This window comes from Achromobacter sp. SIMBA_011, from assembly GCF_046535435.1.
Taxonomy (GTDB): Bacteria; Pseudomonadota; Gammaproteobacteria; order Burkholderiales; family Burkholderiaceae_B; genus Achromobacter; species Achromobacter dolens.
The window spans coordinates 512,077-527,711 of record NZ_JAWRWN010000001.1; the positions used below are offsets into that span (position 1 = coordinate 512,077).

The 15,635-nt window shown below is 64.6% G+C and carries 15 protein-coding genes; 11 read left to right on the top strand and 4 right to left on the bottom strand.

Translation table 11 applies throughout. The annotated features are described in order from the left end of the window. Positions 1 to 62 precede the first annotated feature (62 nt). From SB816_RS02405 to rfbC, 9 genes are all read left to right on the top strand, one after another. The gene (locus tag SB816_RS02405; protein ID WP_410546464.1) at positions 63 to 1,346 is read left to right on the top strand and encodes a putative Na+/H+ antiporter; all 1,284 of its coding nucleotides are present in this window, start codon (positions 63 to 65) and stop codon (positions 1,344 to 1,346) included. A gap of 243 nt (positions 1,347 to 1,589) precedes the next feature. Further along, positions 1,590 to 1,907 (top strand): FmdB family zinc ribbon protein, encoded by a 318-nt coding sequence (locus tag SB816_RS02410; protein WP_054500272.1) that lies wholly within the window; start codon positions 1,590 to 1,592, stop codon positions 1,905 to 1,907. A 17-nt stretch (positions 1,908 to 1,924) separates the two neighbouring features. Next, positions 1,925 to 2,587 carry a DUF502 domain-containing protein gene (locus SB816_RS02415; RefSeq protein ID WP_054500273.1) on the top strand — a complete coding sequence of 221 codons (663 nt, stop codon included), beginning with the start codon at positions 1,925 to 1,927 and terminating at the stop codon, positions 2,585 to 2,587. Between the two features lie 40 nt (positions 2,588 to 2,627). Continuing rightward, a complete protein-coding gene (gene aspS / locus SB816_RS02420; RefSeq protein ID WP_049077151.1) occupies positions 2,628 to 4,415 on the top strand; it encodes an aspartate--tRNA ligase in 1,788 nt (595 codons plus the stop codon). A 355-nt stretch (positions 4,416 to 4,770) separates the two neighbouring features. Further along, positions 4,771 to 5,637, top strand: a complete 867-nt coding sequence (locus tag SB816_RS02425) for an endonuclease/exonuclease/phosphatase family protein (RefSeq protein WP_064523998.1) — start codon at positions 4,771 to 4,773, stop codon at positions 5,635 to 5,637. After that, positions 5,634 to 6,845: a cardiolipin synthase ClsB gene (clsB, locus tag SB816_RS02430; protein WP_269875885.1), complete on the top strand. Its 1,212-nt coding sequence runs from the start codon at positions 5,634 to 5,636 to the stop codon at positions 6,843 to 6,845. The genes SB816_RS02425 and clsB overlap by 4 nt, the downstream gene beginning before the upstream one ends. A 63-nt stretch (positions 6,846 to 6,908) precedes the next feature. Continuing rightward, positions 6,909 to 7,961, top strand: a complete 1,053-nt coding sequence (gene rfbB, locus SB816_RS02435) for a dTDP-glucose 4,6-dehydratase (RefSeq protein WP_054500276.1) — start codon at positions 6,909 to 6,911, stop codon at positions 7,959 to 7,961. Beyond that, positions 7,958 to 8,209, top strand: a complete 252-nt coding sequence (locus tag SB816_RS02440; protein WP_144656122.1) for a hypothetical protein — start codon at positions 7,958 to 7,960, stop codon at positions 8,207 to 8,209. The genes rfbB and SB816_RS02440 overlap by 4 nt, the downstream gene beginning before the upstream one ends. Then, complete coding sequence (gene rfbC, locus SB816_RS02445; protein ID WP_144656118.1) at positions 8,206 to 8,760, top strand: dTDP-4-dehydrorhamnose 3,5-epimerase; 555 nt, start codon at positions 8,206 to 8,208, stop codon at positions 8,758 to 8,760. The genes SB816_RS02440 and rfbC overlap by 4 nt, the downstream gene beginning before the upstream one ends. A gap of 38 nt (positions 8,761 to 8,798) precedes the next feature. Here rfbC and SB816_RS02450 read toward each other — a convergent pair whose 3' ends face one another. The 4 genes from SB816_RS02450 to SB816_RS02465 all read right to left on the bottom strand — a co-directional run bounded on the left by SB816_RS02450 (position 8,799) and on the right by SB816_RS02465 (position 13,808). Next, entirely contained in the window at positions 8,799 to 9,692 is an 894-nt protein-coding gene (locus tag SB816_RS02450) for a DMT family transporter (RefSeq protein ID WP_410546465.1), read from the bottom strand. A 19-nt stretch (positions 9,693 to 9,711) separates the two neighbouring features. Continuing rightward, positions 9,712 to 11,064 (bottom strand): MFS transporter, encoded by a 1,353-nt coding sequence (locus SB816_RS02455; protein WP_410546708.1) that lies wholly within the window; start codon positions 11,062 to 11,064, stop codon positions 9,712 to 9,714. A gap of 96 nt (positions 11,065 to 11,160) precedes the next feature. After that, positions 11,161 to 11,730 (bottom strand): SRPBCC family protein, encoded by a 570-nt coding sequence (locus SB816_RS02460; RefSeq protein WP_054500281.1) that lies wholly within the window; start codon positions 11,728 to 11,730, stop codon positions 11,161 to 11,163. An 83-nt stretch (positions 11,731 to 11,813) separates the two neighbouring features. Continuing rightward, positions 11,814 to 13,808, bottom strand: coding sequence for an acyltransferase family protein (locus SB816_RS02465; protein WP_410546466.1), 1,995 nt, complete (start codon positions 13,806 to 13,808; stop codon positions 11,814 to 11,816). Positions 13,809 to 14,114: 306 nt separating this feature from the next. Here SB816_RS02465 and SB816_RS02470 point away from each other — a divergent pair, with 306 nt between their 5' ends. Together SB816_RS02470 and SB816_RS02475 are read left to right on the top strand one after the other, a co-directional pair. Next, on the top strand, positions 14,115 to 14,471 hold the full coding sequence (locus SB816_RS02470) for a MarR family EPS-associated transcriptional regulator (protein WP_144656106.1): 357 nt from the start codon (positions 14,115 to 14,117) through the stop codon (positions 14,469 to 14,471). Continuing rightward, entirely contained in the window at positions 14,468 to 15,634 is a 1,167-nt protein-coding gene (locus tag SB816_RS02475; RefSeq protein WP_144656103.1) for a nucleotide sugar dehydrogenase, read from the top strand. Before SB816_RS02470 ends, SB816_RS02475 begins: the two co-directional genes overlap by 4 nt. The last annotated feature ends 1 nt before the right edge of the window (position 15,635 follow it).

Below are 15,635 nucleotides of genomic sequence, written 5' to 3' on the forward strand. Positions count from 1 at the left end.
CTTGTCCGCCGATTCGGGGTCGCGTGCGCGCGGCCCGGGTCTTCATTCCGGAAGCGCTTTCGATGCCCCAGTCCATAGAAATCATCGCCACCGCCCTGTTCGTCGTGGCGGTGCTGCATACGTTTTCCGTTCCCATGTTTGCGCGCCTGGCCCATCGCGGCGGGCCGCATGCCGGTTTCTGGCACCTGCTGGCGGAAGTCGAGGCGGTGTTCGGCGTGTGGGCGTTCGCCCTGATCGTGGCGATGGCGGCGCTGTCGGGGCCGTCCGCGGCCATCGGCTACATGGACACCCGCAACTTCACCGAGCCGCTGTTCGTCTTCACCATCATGGTGGTGGCGGCCAGCCGGCCGATTCTGGAACTGGTGGGTCTGCTGGTGCGCGCCACGGCGCGCGTGCTGCCGCTGCAGCGCGAGCTGGCGACGTTCCTCGTGGTGATGTCGCTGGTGCCGCTGGGCGGCTCGTTCATCACCGAGCCGGCGGCCATGACGCTGGCGGCGATCCTGCTGCGCGATGCCTATTTCCGCACCAGCGGCCGCGCCGGCTTCAAGTACCTGACGCTGGGCGTGCTGTTCGTCAACGTGTCGATCGGCGGCGTGTTGACCTCCTACGCGGCGCCGCCGGTGCTGATGGTGGCCTCCACCTTCGGTTGGGATTCGACTTTCATGGCGCAGCATTTCGGCTGGCGCGCGGCGGTGGCGGTGTGCCTGAACGCGGGCCTCTTGACCTTCATCTGCCGCAAGGCGTTGCGGGAGCGTTCGGTGGGCACGGGCGGCGGGGTCGACGCCCCGGAGGGCAAGGACAACCGTCCGCCGGTGCCGGCACTGGTGATGCTGATCCACCTGGTGTTCCTGGTGGCGGTGGTGCTGAGCGCGCACCACCCGGCAATCTTTCTCGGCTTGCTGATGATGTTCATCGGCTTTGCCGAGGCCTACAAGCGCCACCAGAACCGTCTGCTGATCAAGGAAGGGTTGATGGTGGGCTTTTTCCTGGCCGGCCTGGTGGTGCTGGGCGGCCTGCAGAAATGGTGGTTGCAGGACCTGTTGGGCGGGCTGGAGCCGTTCGTGCTGTTCTGGGGCGCGACCGCGCTGACGGCCATTACCGACAACGCCGCGCTGACCTACCTGGGGTCGCTGGTGGAAGGCACCAGCGAGGCCTGGCGCTATATGCTGGTGGCGGGCGCGGTGACGGGGGGCGGCCTGACGGTGATCGCCAATGCCCCGAATCCGGCCGGTTTCGCCATCCTGAAGAATCATTTCCCGGATGGCAGCATCTCGTCCGGACGGCTGTTTTTGTCGGCGCTGGGGCCGACGGGGGTGGCCGCCCTGATGTTCCTGTTGCCTGTCTGAGGGAGTGAGGCGAGCCCCACGGCGGCGCCCCCGGGCGCCCCGCCGTGGGGGCGCCGCCGGCCTTTCACGAAAAACCGCTAAAATTCAAGACTTTCCCGTATTTTTCCGGCCGTGCCCGGCCGTTGTCCGGTCCAAGCCAGTTCCGGCCCCGGGGCCTTCCGTTGGAAGACCCCTCGCGCCCTGGTTTTGCGCAGGTCCGGCCGACGGTCATAGATATACCGGACCCGCGCCTGGGAGCCCTCGATGCCCATCTACGCCTACAAGTGCAGCGCCTGCGGCCATGCCAAAGACGTCCTGCAGAAGATTTCCGACGCGCCGCTTTCGGTTTGCCCCGAATGTGGCCAGAGCACGTTTTCCAAGCAAGTGACCGCGGCTGGCTTCCAGCTCAAGGGCTCGGGCTGGTACGTCACCGATTTCCGCGGCAACGGCAGCGGCGGCCAGCAGGCCACCGGCGCCAGCGCCCCGTCGGCGCCCGCTGAAAGCGCCGCGCCGGCCGCCAGTGCACCGGCGGCGCCGGCCGCTGCCCCCGCGCCCGCCGCGGGGCCGTCCACCGCCTCCTGAGTAACCGCGCGATGCGTATGCGCGTCATCAAAAAGTACTTCATCACCGGCCTGCTGATCTGGGTTCCCCTGGTCATCACGGTGTGGGTGCTGGGTCTGCTGGTCGCCACCCTCGAAGGGTTCGTGCCTGGCTTTCTGTCGTCCGAATCGCTGTTCGGCGTCGATATTCCCGGCTTCCGCTTCGTCCTGGTCATCGTGGTGGTGCTGCTGACGGGCATTTTCGCGGCCAACCTGATCGGCCGCACCATGGTGGACCAGTGGGAAAGCCTGCTGGGCCGCATCCCCCTGGTGCGCTCGATCTACAACTCGGTCAAGCAGGTCAGCGACACCGTGCTCGCCCCGAACGGCCAGGCGTTTCGCCGTGCGGTGCTGGTGCAGTATCCGCGCGCCGGTAGCTGGACCATCGCATTCGTCACCGGCACGCCCAGCGGCGAAGTGGCCGAGCGCCTGCCCGGCGACCACATCAGCGTGTACGTGCCGACCACGCCGAATCCCACGTCCGGCTTCTTCCTGATGGTGCCCCGTGCCGACACGGTGGACCTGCAGATGAGCGTGGACGCGGCCTTGAAGTACATCGTTTCCATGGGCGTCGTCGCCCCGGGTCCGGCCGTGCCGGGCGCCCGGCCGGCGCCGCTCTCTCCGACGCCGGACGCGCAGCGCGCGCCGGGCGTCGACCTGTAACCCTTTACGCTACTACCAAGCACACAACGGAGTTATCCCGATGCGTACCTGCTACACCGGCCAGGTTTGCCGCGACCATCTCGGCCAGACCGTCACCCTGTATGGCTGGGTGAACCGCCGCCGCGACCACGGCGGGGTCATCTTCATCGACTTGCGCGACCGCGCGGGCCTGGCGCAGATCGTGTTCGATCCGGATAACGCCGCCTTCGCCACCGCCGAGCGCCTGCGCAACGAGTTCTGCATCCGCGTCACCGGCCTGGTGCGCGAGCGTCCGGCGGGCACCGCCAACGCCGAGCTGGCCTCGGGCGAAATCGAAGTGCTGTGCAAGGAAGTCGAGATCCTGAACGCGTCGGTCACGCCGCCGTTCCAGTTGGACGATGACAACCTGTCGGAAACCACCCGACTGACGCACCGCGTGCTGGACCTGCGCCGCCCGCAGATGCAGCGCAACCTGATGCTGCGCTATCGCGTCTCGATCGAAACCCGCAAGTTCCTGGACCAGTTGGGCTTCATCGACATCGAAACCCCGATGCTGGCCAAGAGCACGCCCGAAGGCGCGCGCGACTACCTGGTGCCCTCGCGCGTCAACGCCGGCCACTTCTTCGCGTTGCCGCAGTCGCCGCAGTTGTTCAAGCAGATGCTGATGGTGTCGGGCTTTGACCGCTACTACCAGATCACCAAGTGCTTCCGCGACGAAGACCTGCGCGCCGACCGCCAGCCTGAATTCACCCAGATCGACTGCGAAACCTCGTTCCTGAACGAGCTCGAGATCCGCGAGATCTTCGAGAACATGATCCGCCACGTGTTCAAGGTGGTGCAGGGCGTCGACCTGGCCAACCCGTTCCCCATCATGACCTGGACCGAAGCGATGCGTCGCTACGGTTCGGACAAGCCCGACCTGCGCGTGCAGCTCGAATTCACCGACATGACCGACGTCATGCGCGACGTGGACTTCAAGGTGTTCGCCGCCGCCGCCACGGCGCCCGGCAGCCGTGTGGTCGCCTTGCGCGTGCCCGGCGGCGCCGAGATGTCGCGCAGCGAGATCGACGCCTACACCCAGTTCGTCGGCATCTACGGCGCCAAGGGCCTGGCCTACATCAAGGTCAACGAAGTGGCCAAGGGCCGCGACGGCCTGCAATCGCCCATCGTCAAGAACCTGCATGACGCCGCCCTGGCCGAACTGGTCAAGCGCACCGGCGCGCAGGACGGCGACATCATTTTCTTCGGCGCCGACCGCGAGAAGGTCGTCAACGACGCCATCGGCGCGCTGCGCGTGAAGATCGGCCACAGCGAATTCGGCAAGAAGACCGGCCTGTTCACCGCGGGCTGGATGCCGCTGTGGGTGGTCGACTTCCCGATGTTCGAATACGACGAGGAAGACGGCCGCTACACCGCCGCGCATCACCCCTTCACCAGCCCCAAGGACGGCCACGAGGACTTCCTCGAGACCGATCCCAGCAAGGCGTTCGCCAAGGCCTACGACATGGTCCTGAACGGCTGGGAAATCGGGGGCGGCTCGGTCCGTATCCACCGCGAGGAAGTGCAGAGCAAGGTGTTCCGCGCGCTCAAGATCGGCGCCGAGGAAGCCCGCGAGAAGTTCGGCTACCTGCTGGACGCGCTGCAGTACGGCGCGCCTCCGCACGGCGGCATCGCCTTCGGCCTGGACCGCATCGTCACGATGATGACCGGCGCCGAATCGATCCGCGACGTGATCGCTTTCCCGAAGACCCAGCGCGCCCAGGATCTGCTGACCCAGGCGCCGTCGGAAGTCGACGAGAAGCAACTGCGCGAGCTGCATATCCGCCTGCGCAACGCAGAGCCGAAGTAGGCCCACCCCCGAGCGCCTGCGGCGCTCCCCCTCAAGGGGGCGCCGCGCGGGACCGGCGGAGCCGGATCCCGGCGGCCTGGCTAGGGATGGTGTCTCGGGTTTGTGGCGTTTTTCTGCTTGCCTTGTGTGTGCTCGGCTTGGGGGGCGTCCCGGGTGCGGGGCTTTGCCTGAGCGGATGCGCCTCTGAGCCGCGCCGGGCCAGTTCGCTGCGTTTCAGGGTGTCTCCGAGGTGGGAAGGGTTCATGGAATTGGAGTAATCTGGCAAACGCCGCCTGGGTTGGCGGTGCTTGCCGGGACTTTTTTTTGTGGGCCTCGGTTGGCGGTTTCACTGTCTTGAGAAGGCGCCATCTCCTCCATGTCGCTCATTCGTGTCGTCAGCTACAACATCCATAAAGGTCGCTCGGCGCTGGGTCGTCGCGACTCGTTGAACGAACTGCGCCTGGGCCTTTACGGCCTGCGCCCCGACCTGGTCTTCCTGCAGGAAGTGCAGGGCCGCAACGAGCAGAAATCGCTGCTCGATGCCCAGCACGAGTCGCTGGCCGCCGCGCTCAAGCTGGACGTGGCCTATGGTCGCAACGCGATCCGCAGCGCCACCGACCACGGCAACGCCCTGTTGTCGCGCTTTCCCATCCTCGATCACGAAAACCAGGACATCTCGGATCATCGCCTGGAACAACGCGGACTACTGCACGCGACCATCGAACTCGACGGCCGTGCGGTGCATTGCTTCGTGGTGCACCTGGGCCTGTTCGCCGGCAGCCGCAGCCGCCAGATCCTGGCGCTGACCGAGCGCATCCGGCGCATGGTGCCCGATGGCGAGCCGATCCTGATCGCGGGCGATTTCAACGACTGGGGCGACCGGCTGGCGCCGCTGTTCGTGCAGCAGTTGGGCCTGTACGAGGTGTTTTCGCACGCCCCGCGCAGCCATGGCGGCGAATTGCCGCGCCTGCGCGATTCGGTCAGGCGCCTGGGCAATGCCCTGCGCGGCCTGCCCAACAGCGGCGTATCCGTGCTGGAACGCACCAACCAACTGGGCATGGACGGCAGTTCCCGCCTGTTGCTGCCGCCGCCGCGCACCTTTCCCGCCGTGTTTCCCTGGTTCCGCCTGGACCGCATCTACCAGCGCGGCTTCGCCGTGCGCAGCGCGCGCGTGCTGCGCGGCCGCGAATGGGCGCGGCTGTCCGATCATTCCCCCTTGCTGGCCGAGCTGGAACTCCCGTGAAGGCCCAGGGGGTCAGGCTGGAGTGGACCGACGGCAACGACATCCGGCTGCTGCAGAACGGCGCCGACTTTTTCCCGGCGCTGTGCCAGGCTATCGACGCGGCGCAATCCAGCGTGCATCTGGAGACCTACATCTTCATGCTGGATCGCACCGGCCTGAAGGTGCTGGACTGTCTGATGGCGGCGGCCGCGCGCGGCGTCAAGGTGCGCGTGGTGCTCGACGGCTTCGGCGCGGCCGAGACCGCGGATTCCCTGCGTGAGCGCTTGACCGGCGCGGGGGCGCAATGCCGCATCTTCCGTCCCGAGCCGCGCTGGTTCGCGAAGTTCATTCCCTCGCGCAGTCGCCTGCGGCGCCTGCACCGCAAGGTCACCATCGTCGATGGCAGCATTGCCTTCATCGGCGGCATCAACATCATCGACGACTACGACGATCTCGATCCCACCGATGGCATCTCGGCGCCGCGCTTCGATTTCGCGGTCCAGGTGCGCGGCCCGCTGGTAACCGAGGCGGCCTACGCGCAGGACCTGCTATGGGTGCGCCTGAACTGGGCCCGCTTGCGGCGCCATCCGCGCGACTGGAGCCGCATGCGGCTGACCAAGCCCAGCCACGCGCCGGTGGCGCCCTGTGGCACCCTGCGCGCCGCGCTGGTGCTGCGGGACAACCTGCGCTTTCGCCAGACCTTCGAACGCGCCTACCTGTATGGCATTACCCAGGCGCGGCGCGACATCCTCATCGCCAACGCTTATTTCTTTCCCGGCCGCCAGTTCCGCCGCGCCCTGGCCAAGGCCGCCGCGCGCGGCGTGCGCGTGCGGCTGCTGCTGCAGGGCAAGGTCGAATACCGCATGCAGTACCACGCCACGCGCTCGCTGTATGACCAGTTGCTGCGCGATGGCATCGAGATCTATGAGTACATGCCGAGCTATCTGCATGCCAAGGTGGCGGTGATCGACAACGTCGCCACGGTCGGCTCGTCCAACCTGGATCCGTTCAGCCTGCTACTGGCGCGCGAGGCGAATGTGGTGGTCGATGACCAGCCGTTTGCCTGGGACCTGCAGGAGCGGCTGGAAGCGGCGATCCAGGAAGGCGGGCGCTTCATCCGTCCGCTGGAGTATCAACGGCGCGGATGGGTGCGGCGGTGGGTGGATGCGGCGTCTTATACGTTGCTGCGGATCGGGGTGGCGTTGACGGGGACGTCGGATAAGTATTGAGCTGGCGGCCGCGGCGGTAAACTGCCGGATCGGAAGGCGTCGCCTTCATTCGAACACTATGCAATGAGCATTCTCGTCACCGGCGGCGCCGGATTCATCGGTTCCAACTTTGTGCTGGATTGGCTGGCGCAGGGGGGCGAGCCCGTGGTCAATCTGGACAAGCTGACCTATGCCGGCAACCTGCACAACCTGGAGGGGTTGAAGGACGACACGCGCCATGTGTTCGTGGTGGGCGATGTCGGCGACATCGCGTTGGTGACCCGTCTGCTGCAAACGCACCAGCCGCGCGCGATCCTGCATTTCGCGGCGGAGTCGCACGTGGACCGCTCCATTGCCGGGGCGGGGGATTTCATCCAGAGCAATATCTGCGGCACGCATGGCCTGCTGGAGGCGGCGCGCGCGTATTGGGCGGGCCTGGCCGGCCCGGCCCGCGACGGCTTCCGCTTTCTGCATGTTTCGACCGACGAGGTCTACGGCTCGCTGTCGCCGGATGCCTCCGCCTTCACCGAATCCAGCCCGTTTCAGCCCAATAATCCCTATTCCGCCAGCAAGGCGGCCAGCGATCACCTGGTGCGCGCCTGTGGCAAGACGCACGGCCTGCCGGTGCTGACCACGCATTGTTCCAACAATTTCGGGCCGCGCCAGTTTCCGGAAAAGTTGATTCCCCTGGTGCTGCACAACGCGCTGGCCGGCAAACCGCTGCCGGTCTATGGCGATGGCCTGCATGTGCGCGACTGGCTTTACGTGACGGATCATTGCCGTGGACTGTGCAAGGTGCTGACGCACGGGCGTCCGGGCGAGACCTATAACCTGGGGGGCGACAACGAGCGCACCAATCTCGAGGTTGTGCTGGCGGTCTGCGCGTTGCTGGATCAGGCGCGCCCGCGTGTCGATGGCGCATCGTACAAGACGCAGATCAAGATGGTGGCGGACCGGGCAGGTCATGACCGCCGCTACGCCATTGATAGCTCGCGGGCCCAGCGGGAACTGGGTTGGCGCGCCGTCGAGACCTTTCAATCGGGGCTCGAGAAAACCCTGCATTGGTATCTGGACAATCCGCAATGGGTCGCCGAGATCGTGGCGCGCGCCCATCGGCGCGGAGATGCGCTGCCATGAGCGCGTCCGCGCCGCGCAAAGGCATCATCCTCGCCGGCGGCTCCGGAACGCGGCTGCATCCGGCGTATCTCGCGCCGGGCCGGCTGCGGGCCCGGATAACGGGTCGGCGACGTGCCCTGGCTCGACACCGGCGCCCATGCGACCTGCTCGATGCCAGGCAGTTCATCGCCACGCTGGCCCGCCCGCTGCAAAATAGTGCGCATGAGGTGTATTTGATGAGCCTGCTCAAACGACTGCTGTTCCGATGATCATTACGTCCCTGTCCCTGCCCGATGTACTGCTGATCGAACCCGAAGTACACCGGGACGCGCGCGGCTGTTTCTTCGAAACTTATCGCCAGTCGGAACTGGATGCGGCGGCGGGGCGGGAGGTGCGCTTCGTCCAGGACAACCAATCGGAGTCGCACCGTCATGTGCTGCGCGGCTTGCACTACCAGACCGTGGATCCGCAGGGCAAGTTGCTGCGCGTGACCGAGGGAGAGATCTACGACGTCGCGGTGGACGTGCGGCAGGGGTCGCCGACGTTCGGGCAATGGGTCGCCCAGCGCCTGTCCAGTGACAACCGGCTGCAACTCTGGATACCGGAAGGCTTCGCACACGGCTTCCTGGCGTTGTCCGAGCGTGCCATCGTGTCGTACAAGGCGACGACCTATTACCAGCCGGCGCATCAGCAATGCCTGCGGTGGGATGATCCCGATCTGGCGGTAGCCTGGCCGCTGGCGGCGGCTGTGCCGAAGCTGTCGGCCAATGACCAGCACGGCCAGCCTCTGGCGCGGACTGTCGGCGTGCGGATCGGCTAGAAGGTGTTACGCTCCGGGCAGGCTCGGGGCGGCAGAGGTCATCCGCCCTGGCCGGCCGCTGCGCGAGGCTTTCCTCCGACCAGACCGAGTGCCAACGCCGTTCCCACCAGGATGATGCCTGCGCCGGTCAGGATGGAGGCGGTGATGGCCTCGTCCAGGAACCACGCGCCCCAGACCACGCCGAATACTGGCACCAGGAAGGTGACGCTGACCGCGCCGGTCGGCCCCACATTGGCGATCAGCCGGAAGAAGATGATGTATGCCGCGCCGGTGCAGACAACGGCCAGCAGGATGGTGGCGCCCCACGCCCCGGCTGAAACCGGCGCTTGCGGCCAGGTGGCCAGCGCCAGCGGCAGCAGCACCAGGCTGGCGGCGAGCATGCTGCCGATGGCGTTGGACAGCGCGTCCACCCCGGTCAGGAAACGCTTGGTCCAGTTGGCCGCGATGCCGTAGAAGATCGGCGCCGATACCGCCGCCACCACGGCGGGGCCGGTGCCGCCGGCTTGGAAGTCGAGCTTGTCCCACACCAGCACCACGATGCCAAGCAGACCGATCGCCAGGCCCAGCGAGCGCGACCATGGCAGTCGATCCTTCAGCCACAGCCAGCCGACCACCGCGCCCCATACCGGGGTGACCGCATTGGCCACGGACAGGAACCCCGCGCCGAGCGATTGGGCGGCATAGGCGTAGAGCAGGAACGGCAGCGCGGCATTGAAGATGCCCACCACCAGAATGGCTTTCCAGTGCCTGGCGATGATCGGCAGCTTGCCGCGCCACAGCGCGGCCGGCAGCAGGAACAGGGCCGCCAGGCCGACGCGCAATTCGATCAGCGCGACCGGTCCGAATTCGCCCACGGCCAGGCGCATGAACAGAAAGGAGCCGCCCCAGACGGCAGCGAGGAGCAGAAGGTCCAGCAGGTCGCGACGACGCATGATCGGCAGTGAATCAGGATTAAGCCCGGGTGGTGACCAGGTTTTTCATCTTGACCCGATGCGCGAGCACCGCACAGGTCAGGCACAGGACGATACACAGCGCCAGCCCCGTGCGCACTCCGTTTAGTATCGTGCCGTGCGAGATCAGGATGCCCACCACCGCGGTGCCCAGCGCGCTGCCGATGGCGCGGGTGGTCTGCACCAGGGCGGAGGCCACGCCCACGTCGCGGCGCTCGCTCAGCATCTGCATGAACAGCGTGAGGTTGGGCAGCAGGAAGCCCAGCGCGCAGCCGTTGACGAAGAACGCGGCCAGGATCCACCAGGCCGACGTCCCCGGCGAAATCAGCAGCACCATCAGCGTGCCCACCGCCAGCAGGCCGGCGCCGAACACCATCAGGCGCTGCGGTTCCGTCTGCCGGGGAAACAGGCGGCCATTGATGATGCTGCCCACCGAGATCGCGGCCACCAGCGGGGTCAGCAGCAGGCCAGCCTCGCTCGGGGTATAGCCCAGCACCTGCTGCAACAGCAGGGGGCTGTAGAAGATCAGCACGAACATCACGGCGCCGACGGTCATGGCGGCCAGGTTCAGCAGCTGCGGTTCGCGACCGGCCAGCACGCGCAGGGGAAAAATCGGCGAGGCGACGCGTCGCTCGATCGGGATCAGCAGGGCGATGGCGCCGACGCCGATTACTGCCAGCGCCAAGCCCATGATCGGATGCGCATGCTCGCCCCGGGCGAAGCCCAGCTCCAGCGCCGCGAGCGGCGCGCCCACAGCCAGCACCAACAGGATGGCACCAATCCAGTCGATGCGCCGTTCCCCTGTGTGCACCGGCTTAATGCGCGGGAAATACTTGGCCAGCAGGAACAGGGCGACCGCGGCCGCGATGGGCGAAATGAAAAATGCGGCGCGCCAGCCCAGCGCCTGGGTAGCGGCGCCGCCGAGCACCGGGCCGATGCCGCTCGCCATGGCAAAAGCGGCCGAGACCAGCGCCATCCACTTCACCCGTTGTTTGGCATCCGGGAACAGGTCGGCCGGGGCCGCGAAGGCAGTGGCGATCATCATGCCGCCGCCGATGCCTTGTAATGTACGAAAGAGGATCAGTTGCCCCATGGTCTGGGACAAGCCGCAGGCGATCGAACCCAGCGCGATGATCAGCACGGAAACCAGCATCAGCGGCTTGCGGCCGAACATGTCGCCCAGGCGGCCGAAGATCATGATGGATGCGGCGGTGGCAAGCAGGTAGCCCGTGCCGACCCAGGCATACAGGGCCATGCCGTTCAGGGCCTCGGCCACGCGTGGCAAGGTGGTGCTGATGATGGTTGAGTCGAAGGCCGCCAGCACGACGGTGGCGGCCACCCCGGCCATGCCCATCAGCAGGTCGCGGCGGGAGTGGGCGGGCTCCGAAGCGGGCGTTGGGGGGAGCGGGGCGGTCATGCCGCCTAGGATATCACCGGCGCCCCGGGGTCTTTACTTATAGAACGCGTGGTAGCTCCAGAACACGGCGATCACCAGCACGACCAGCGCCCAGGACCAGCGGGAGTTGGACAGGCCGCGCGGTTCGGGCTCGGGCGGCGGCGGGGGCGGCGCCAGCCGCGGCTGGGCTGCCATGTGATCGATGAAGGCGGTAAAGAACTTCTCGATGATTTTCTCGCCTGCCTTCAGCACCAGCCCTTCGCCGCATTCGGCGAGCTTGCCGCCAGTCATCCCGGCCACCGTGTACGCGATCCGAGTGCCCTGGTCCTTGGTCGACAGATTGACCTGGGCGGTGCCGATAGCGAGGCAGGCGGCGCGGCCCTTGCCTTCGAACACCAGGGTGCAACTGTTGGGGGGATCGACGTCCGAAAGCAGGATCTCGCCCTCGTAGTCAGTGTCCAGCCCGGCGATCTTGGCTCGCAGCGTGACGGCGTACTCGGTGGGGCTACGCTGCGTGACGTTGACGCAACCGGGGATGCAACGTTGCAGCACCGCCGGATCGGTCAATGCATCCCAAGTCTGGTGCTGGGTTGAAGGAATCCACTGGGCATCGGCTATGCGCATGGTTGTCTCCTTGTCGGCGTTATGGCTTCATTCTCGCTCCAAAACGCCGCGGGAAACAACTTCTCCTTTTCCGTGGCTGGCGCTCACGATCCGGGGGGGATGGCCGGCGTCAGGATATTGCGTAGGCGTACCGAGGTCGCATCGGTCATATGGTGCTTGTCGCGATACAGGGTGCGACCTTGGTCCGCCACCATGCAACCATGCTCCGAGCAGAGCGCTTGGGCAGGGTCCAGCACTACGAATCCGTACTTTTGCTGCAATGCGTCAATATCCGCATCTACGGGCGCCTGGCGTTGCCGATGTTGGGCGAGAGTCAGCCCATAGGTCGCCTGCCCGTTGCGACGCAGGCTTTCCAGCGCTTTTTCATAGGGCATGCGGTCTGTGGTCAATTCCGGAATGTCGCGGACAACATAGATCTGGCGGCCGGGCCGGCTCAGTCGCTGGAGAGTTCGGTCCAACCCGGTATAGAACAAGGTGTGTCCTGACGACTGCGGCGAGCCCTGTAGGACCTTGATGGTCTCCGCCGCGTCAATCCAGTAGCCGGCGATGATGATGCGGGGAATATCGGAGGCGGCGAGTCGATCGATCAGCGCTTGCGATATGCGCAGGCATTCCGGGCGGGTCGGCGGCTCGACATCGGCGAGTGGCACGCAGCTGGAATAGACGTATGCAAGTCCGGATAACCCGCTTTGCCTGGCGAGCTGATCCGCACCGTCTACCCACATGCGAGCGTGGGAGTCGCCCAGTAACGCAAAAGCGGGGGGGTGCCGTGCGTCGGCATCCGCGCCCAGCGCACATCCCACTTTGCCCGCCCGGATGTGTTCGAGCGACGGATCGCCTTCGCAGCGGGTGCCTGGCGGCTTGGCTATTTCCGCGTCGAGTTGAATGATTGCTGCGGGCAGCGGTTGTTTGATGGCAGCGTTATTGGCCGCGATGCGCTGGGCCAGCAGGCCGAGGGCGTAGCAAGCCGCCAACGCCACCACCGCCCAGGCCAGGACCTTCCATTCACGCGTATTGTCGAGCCGCCGGCCGCGAAAAGGTCGTTCGATATAGCGCCAGGAAAGCCAGGCCAAGCCCACTATCACGGGCAGCAATAGCCACATTGGCGGGGTGACCAGGCCGCGCGCGTGCCAGCCGGTGGATCGTACCAGTACCAGTACCGGCCAGTGCCACAAATAGAGCGAATAGGAAATCAGGCCGATCCACACGAGCGGTCGCAGGCTCAGGATGCGGTTAACCCAGCTTGGATGTCTGGAGCCGCCGGCCCAGATGATCAACAGCGCGCCGACACTCGGCAGCAGGGCGTTGACCCCGGGGAAGGCCGTTTGGGCGGTGAAAACCAGGATTGACCAGAGGATCAGTCCCAGGCCCAGAGTGCCAGCCAGTTGGCTGATAACTGCATGGCGTATGGCGCCGCCACCGGCGACAACGCGGGCGGCGAGCAACGATCCGAGCAGCAGCTCCCAGGCACGGGTTGGCAGGACATAAAACGCCGCCGCCGTATCATGCTGCATTGCCGTCAGGTTCGCGGCGAAGCTGGTCAGGGCGAGCAGGCCAATGGCGATGGATAGCCCAAATCCGGCCACCGGGCGCTGGCGGGTCCAGAACCAAAGCGCCAGCAGCGCCGGAATGACGACGTAGAACTGCTCTTCGACTGCCAGGGACCACGTGTGCAGAAGTGGTTGATTCGACAGCATGTTTTGCTGCCAATAATCATTCTGCGTCTGCCAGAACAGGTGATTTGAAAAAAAGTAAGACAAGTACTGTGCCGCGCGCGCCGCCTCACCGAGTTCCGCCGGCAGCAGCAGGAAGAACCCGGCAACCAGGGTCGCCAGCACGGTGACCAGCAAGGCGGGAAAAATCCGGCGCACTCTGCGGACGTAGAAATGCCGCAGCGAGTATTTGCCGGCCGCCTTGTCTTGCAACAGGACCCGCGTGATCAGGTAACCTGATATGACAAAAAAAATGTCGACGCCGACAAAGCCGCCGGTGAAGTGCGGGAGGTCGGCGTGAAAAAATACGACGGGAAGAACGGCCAGGGCTCGCAGGCCATCGATATCGGGACGGTAGTCTTTCACGGGACGGAGCGGGCCGGAGCTGCGCCCCGCAGGCCAACTGGCAAGAAGTCGAGAGGCCGCAGTATAACTTAGCGTTCTCTACCAGTAGAGCGCCATTTCTGCAATCGCCGCTTACGCAAGCATTCGCTCGTTGCATTAAAGCGACCCGTCACCTAAAAAAATCGTGCCATTCCCCCTGCCGTTCGTGGCACAATCCGTTCGCCTTCTGAACAGAGGGTCGAAGGGCCAATTCCTCCTGCACGTCTCCCGCATGCATCCTACATTGGGTGCGTTGGTCGAGAGCTTCGCTCGTTTCGGTGATGAAATATGTCCAGTCGACGTGACGAATTTCAGGAAGATATCCATTACTGGGTCATGCGGCGTCTCCAGGAGACTCCCGACATCAATCAGCGCAAGCTTGCGAACGAGCTGGGCATCAGCCTCGGCAGCATCAATTATTGCTTGCAGGAGCTGGCGAAAAAGGGATGGATAAAAATACAGAACTTTGGCCATAGCCAGAACAAACTGGGCTACATGTATCTGCTCACGCCCGCTGGTATCGCCGCGAAATCCAAGCTGACAGCTCGCTTCCTGCGCCGAAAAGTCGCTGAGTACGAGGCCTTGCGGGTGGAAATCGAAGCGCTCCAGGCCGAGTCGTCTGAAGCCGAAGGGGCTACTAATTGAAGATTGCCATTGCTGGAACGGGCTATGTGGGCCTGTCCAATGCGATATTGTTTGCGCAGCACCACGATGTCGTGGCGTTGGATGTCGTGCCTGAAAAGGTTGCGATGATCAACTCTGGGAAGAGCCCGATTGCCGACCCGGAGATCGAGGACTATCTCAAGAACCGACAACTGCGGCTTCGTGCCACCCTGGATAAAAAAGAGGCTTACGAAGGGGCTTCTTATGTCGTTATTGCCACCCCCACCGATTACGATCCCGGCACGAACTATTTCAATACCAGCACCGTTGAAAGCGTGATCCGTGACGTCATGGCGCTCAATCCTGACGCCGTGATGGTGATCAAATCCACAGTTCCCGTCGGATTTACCCGCAAGATCGGCAAAGACCTTGCCTGTAGAAACGTGCTTTTCTCGCCTGAGTTCTTGCGGGAGGGAAAGGCGCTGCACGATAACCTCTACCCTTCGCGAATCATTGTTGGCGAACGTAGTGAGCGTGCCCGTGTATTTGCCGAATTGCTGCAGGAAGGCGCCCTGAAGAAGGACGTTCCGGTACTGTTCACGGATTCCACCGAGGCGGAAGCGGTAAAGCTGTTTTCGAATACCTATCTGGCCATGCGAGTCGCGTATTTCAACGAGCTCGACACCTATGCGGAAACGCATGGATTGGACTCGCGGCAGATAATCGAGGGTGTTGGCCTGGACCCGCGCATCGGAAATCAGTACAACAATCCATCTTTCGGCTACGGTGGCTATTGCTTGCCCAAGGACACCAAGCAATTATTGGCCAATTACCGAGATGTGCCTCAGAACCTCATCCGTGCCATCGTTGACTCCAATACCACTCGCAAGGACTTCATCGCCGAATCCATCCTGGCCCGGAATCCCAAGGTCGTCGGCATTTATCGTCTGATCATGAAAGCCGGCTCGGATAACTTCCGTTCGTCCTCGATCCAGGGAGTCATGAAGCGCATCAAAGCCAAGGGTGTGGAGGTTATCGTTTTCGAGCCAGTATTGCAGCAGTCGGAGTTCTACCACTCGCGAGTGGTGAATGACCTGGCTCGGTTCAAGCACGAATCCGACGTCATTATTGCAAACCGGAAGGCTCCGGAATTGAATGACGTCGAGGCAAAGGTCTTTACTCGGGATTTGTTTGGAAATGACTGAG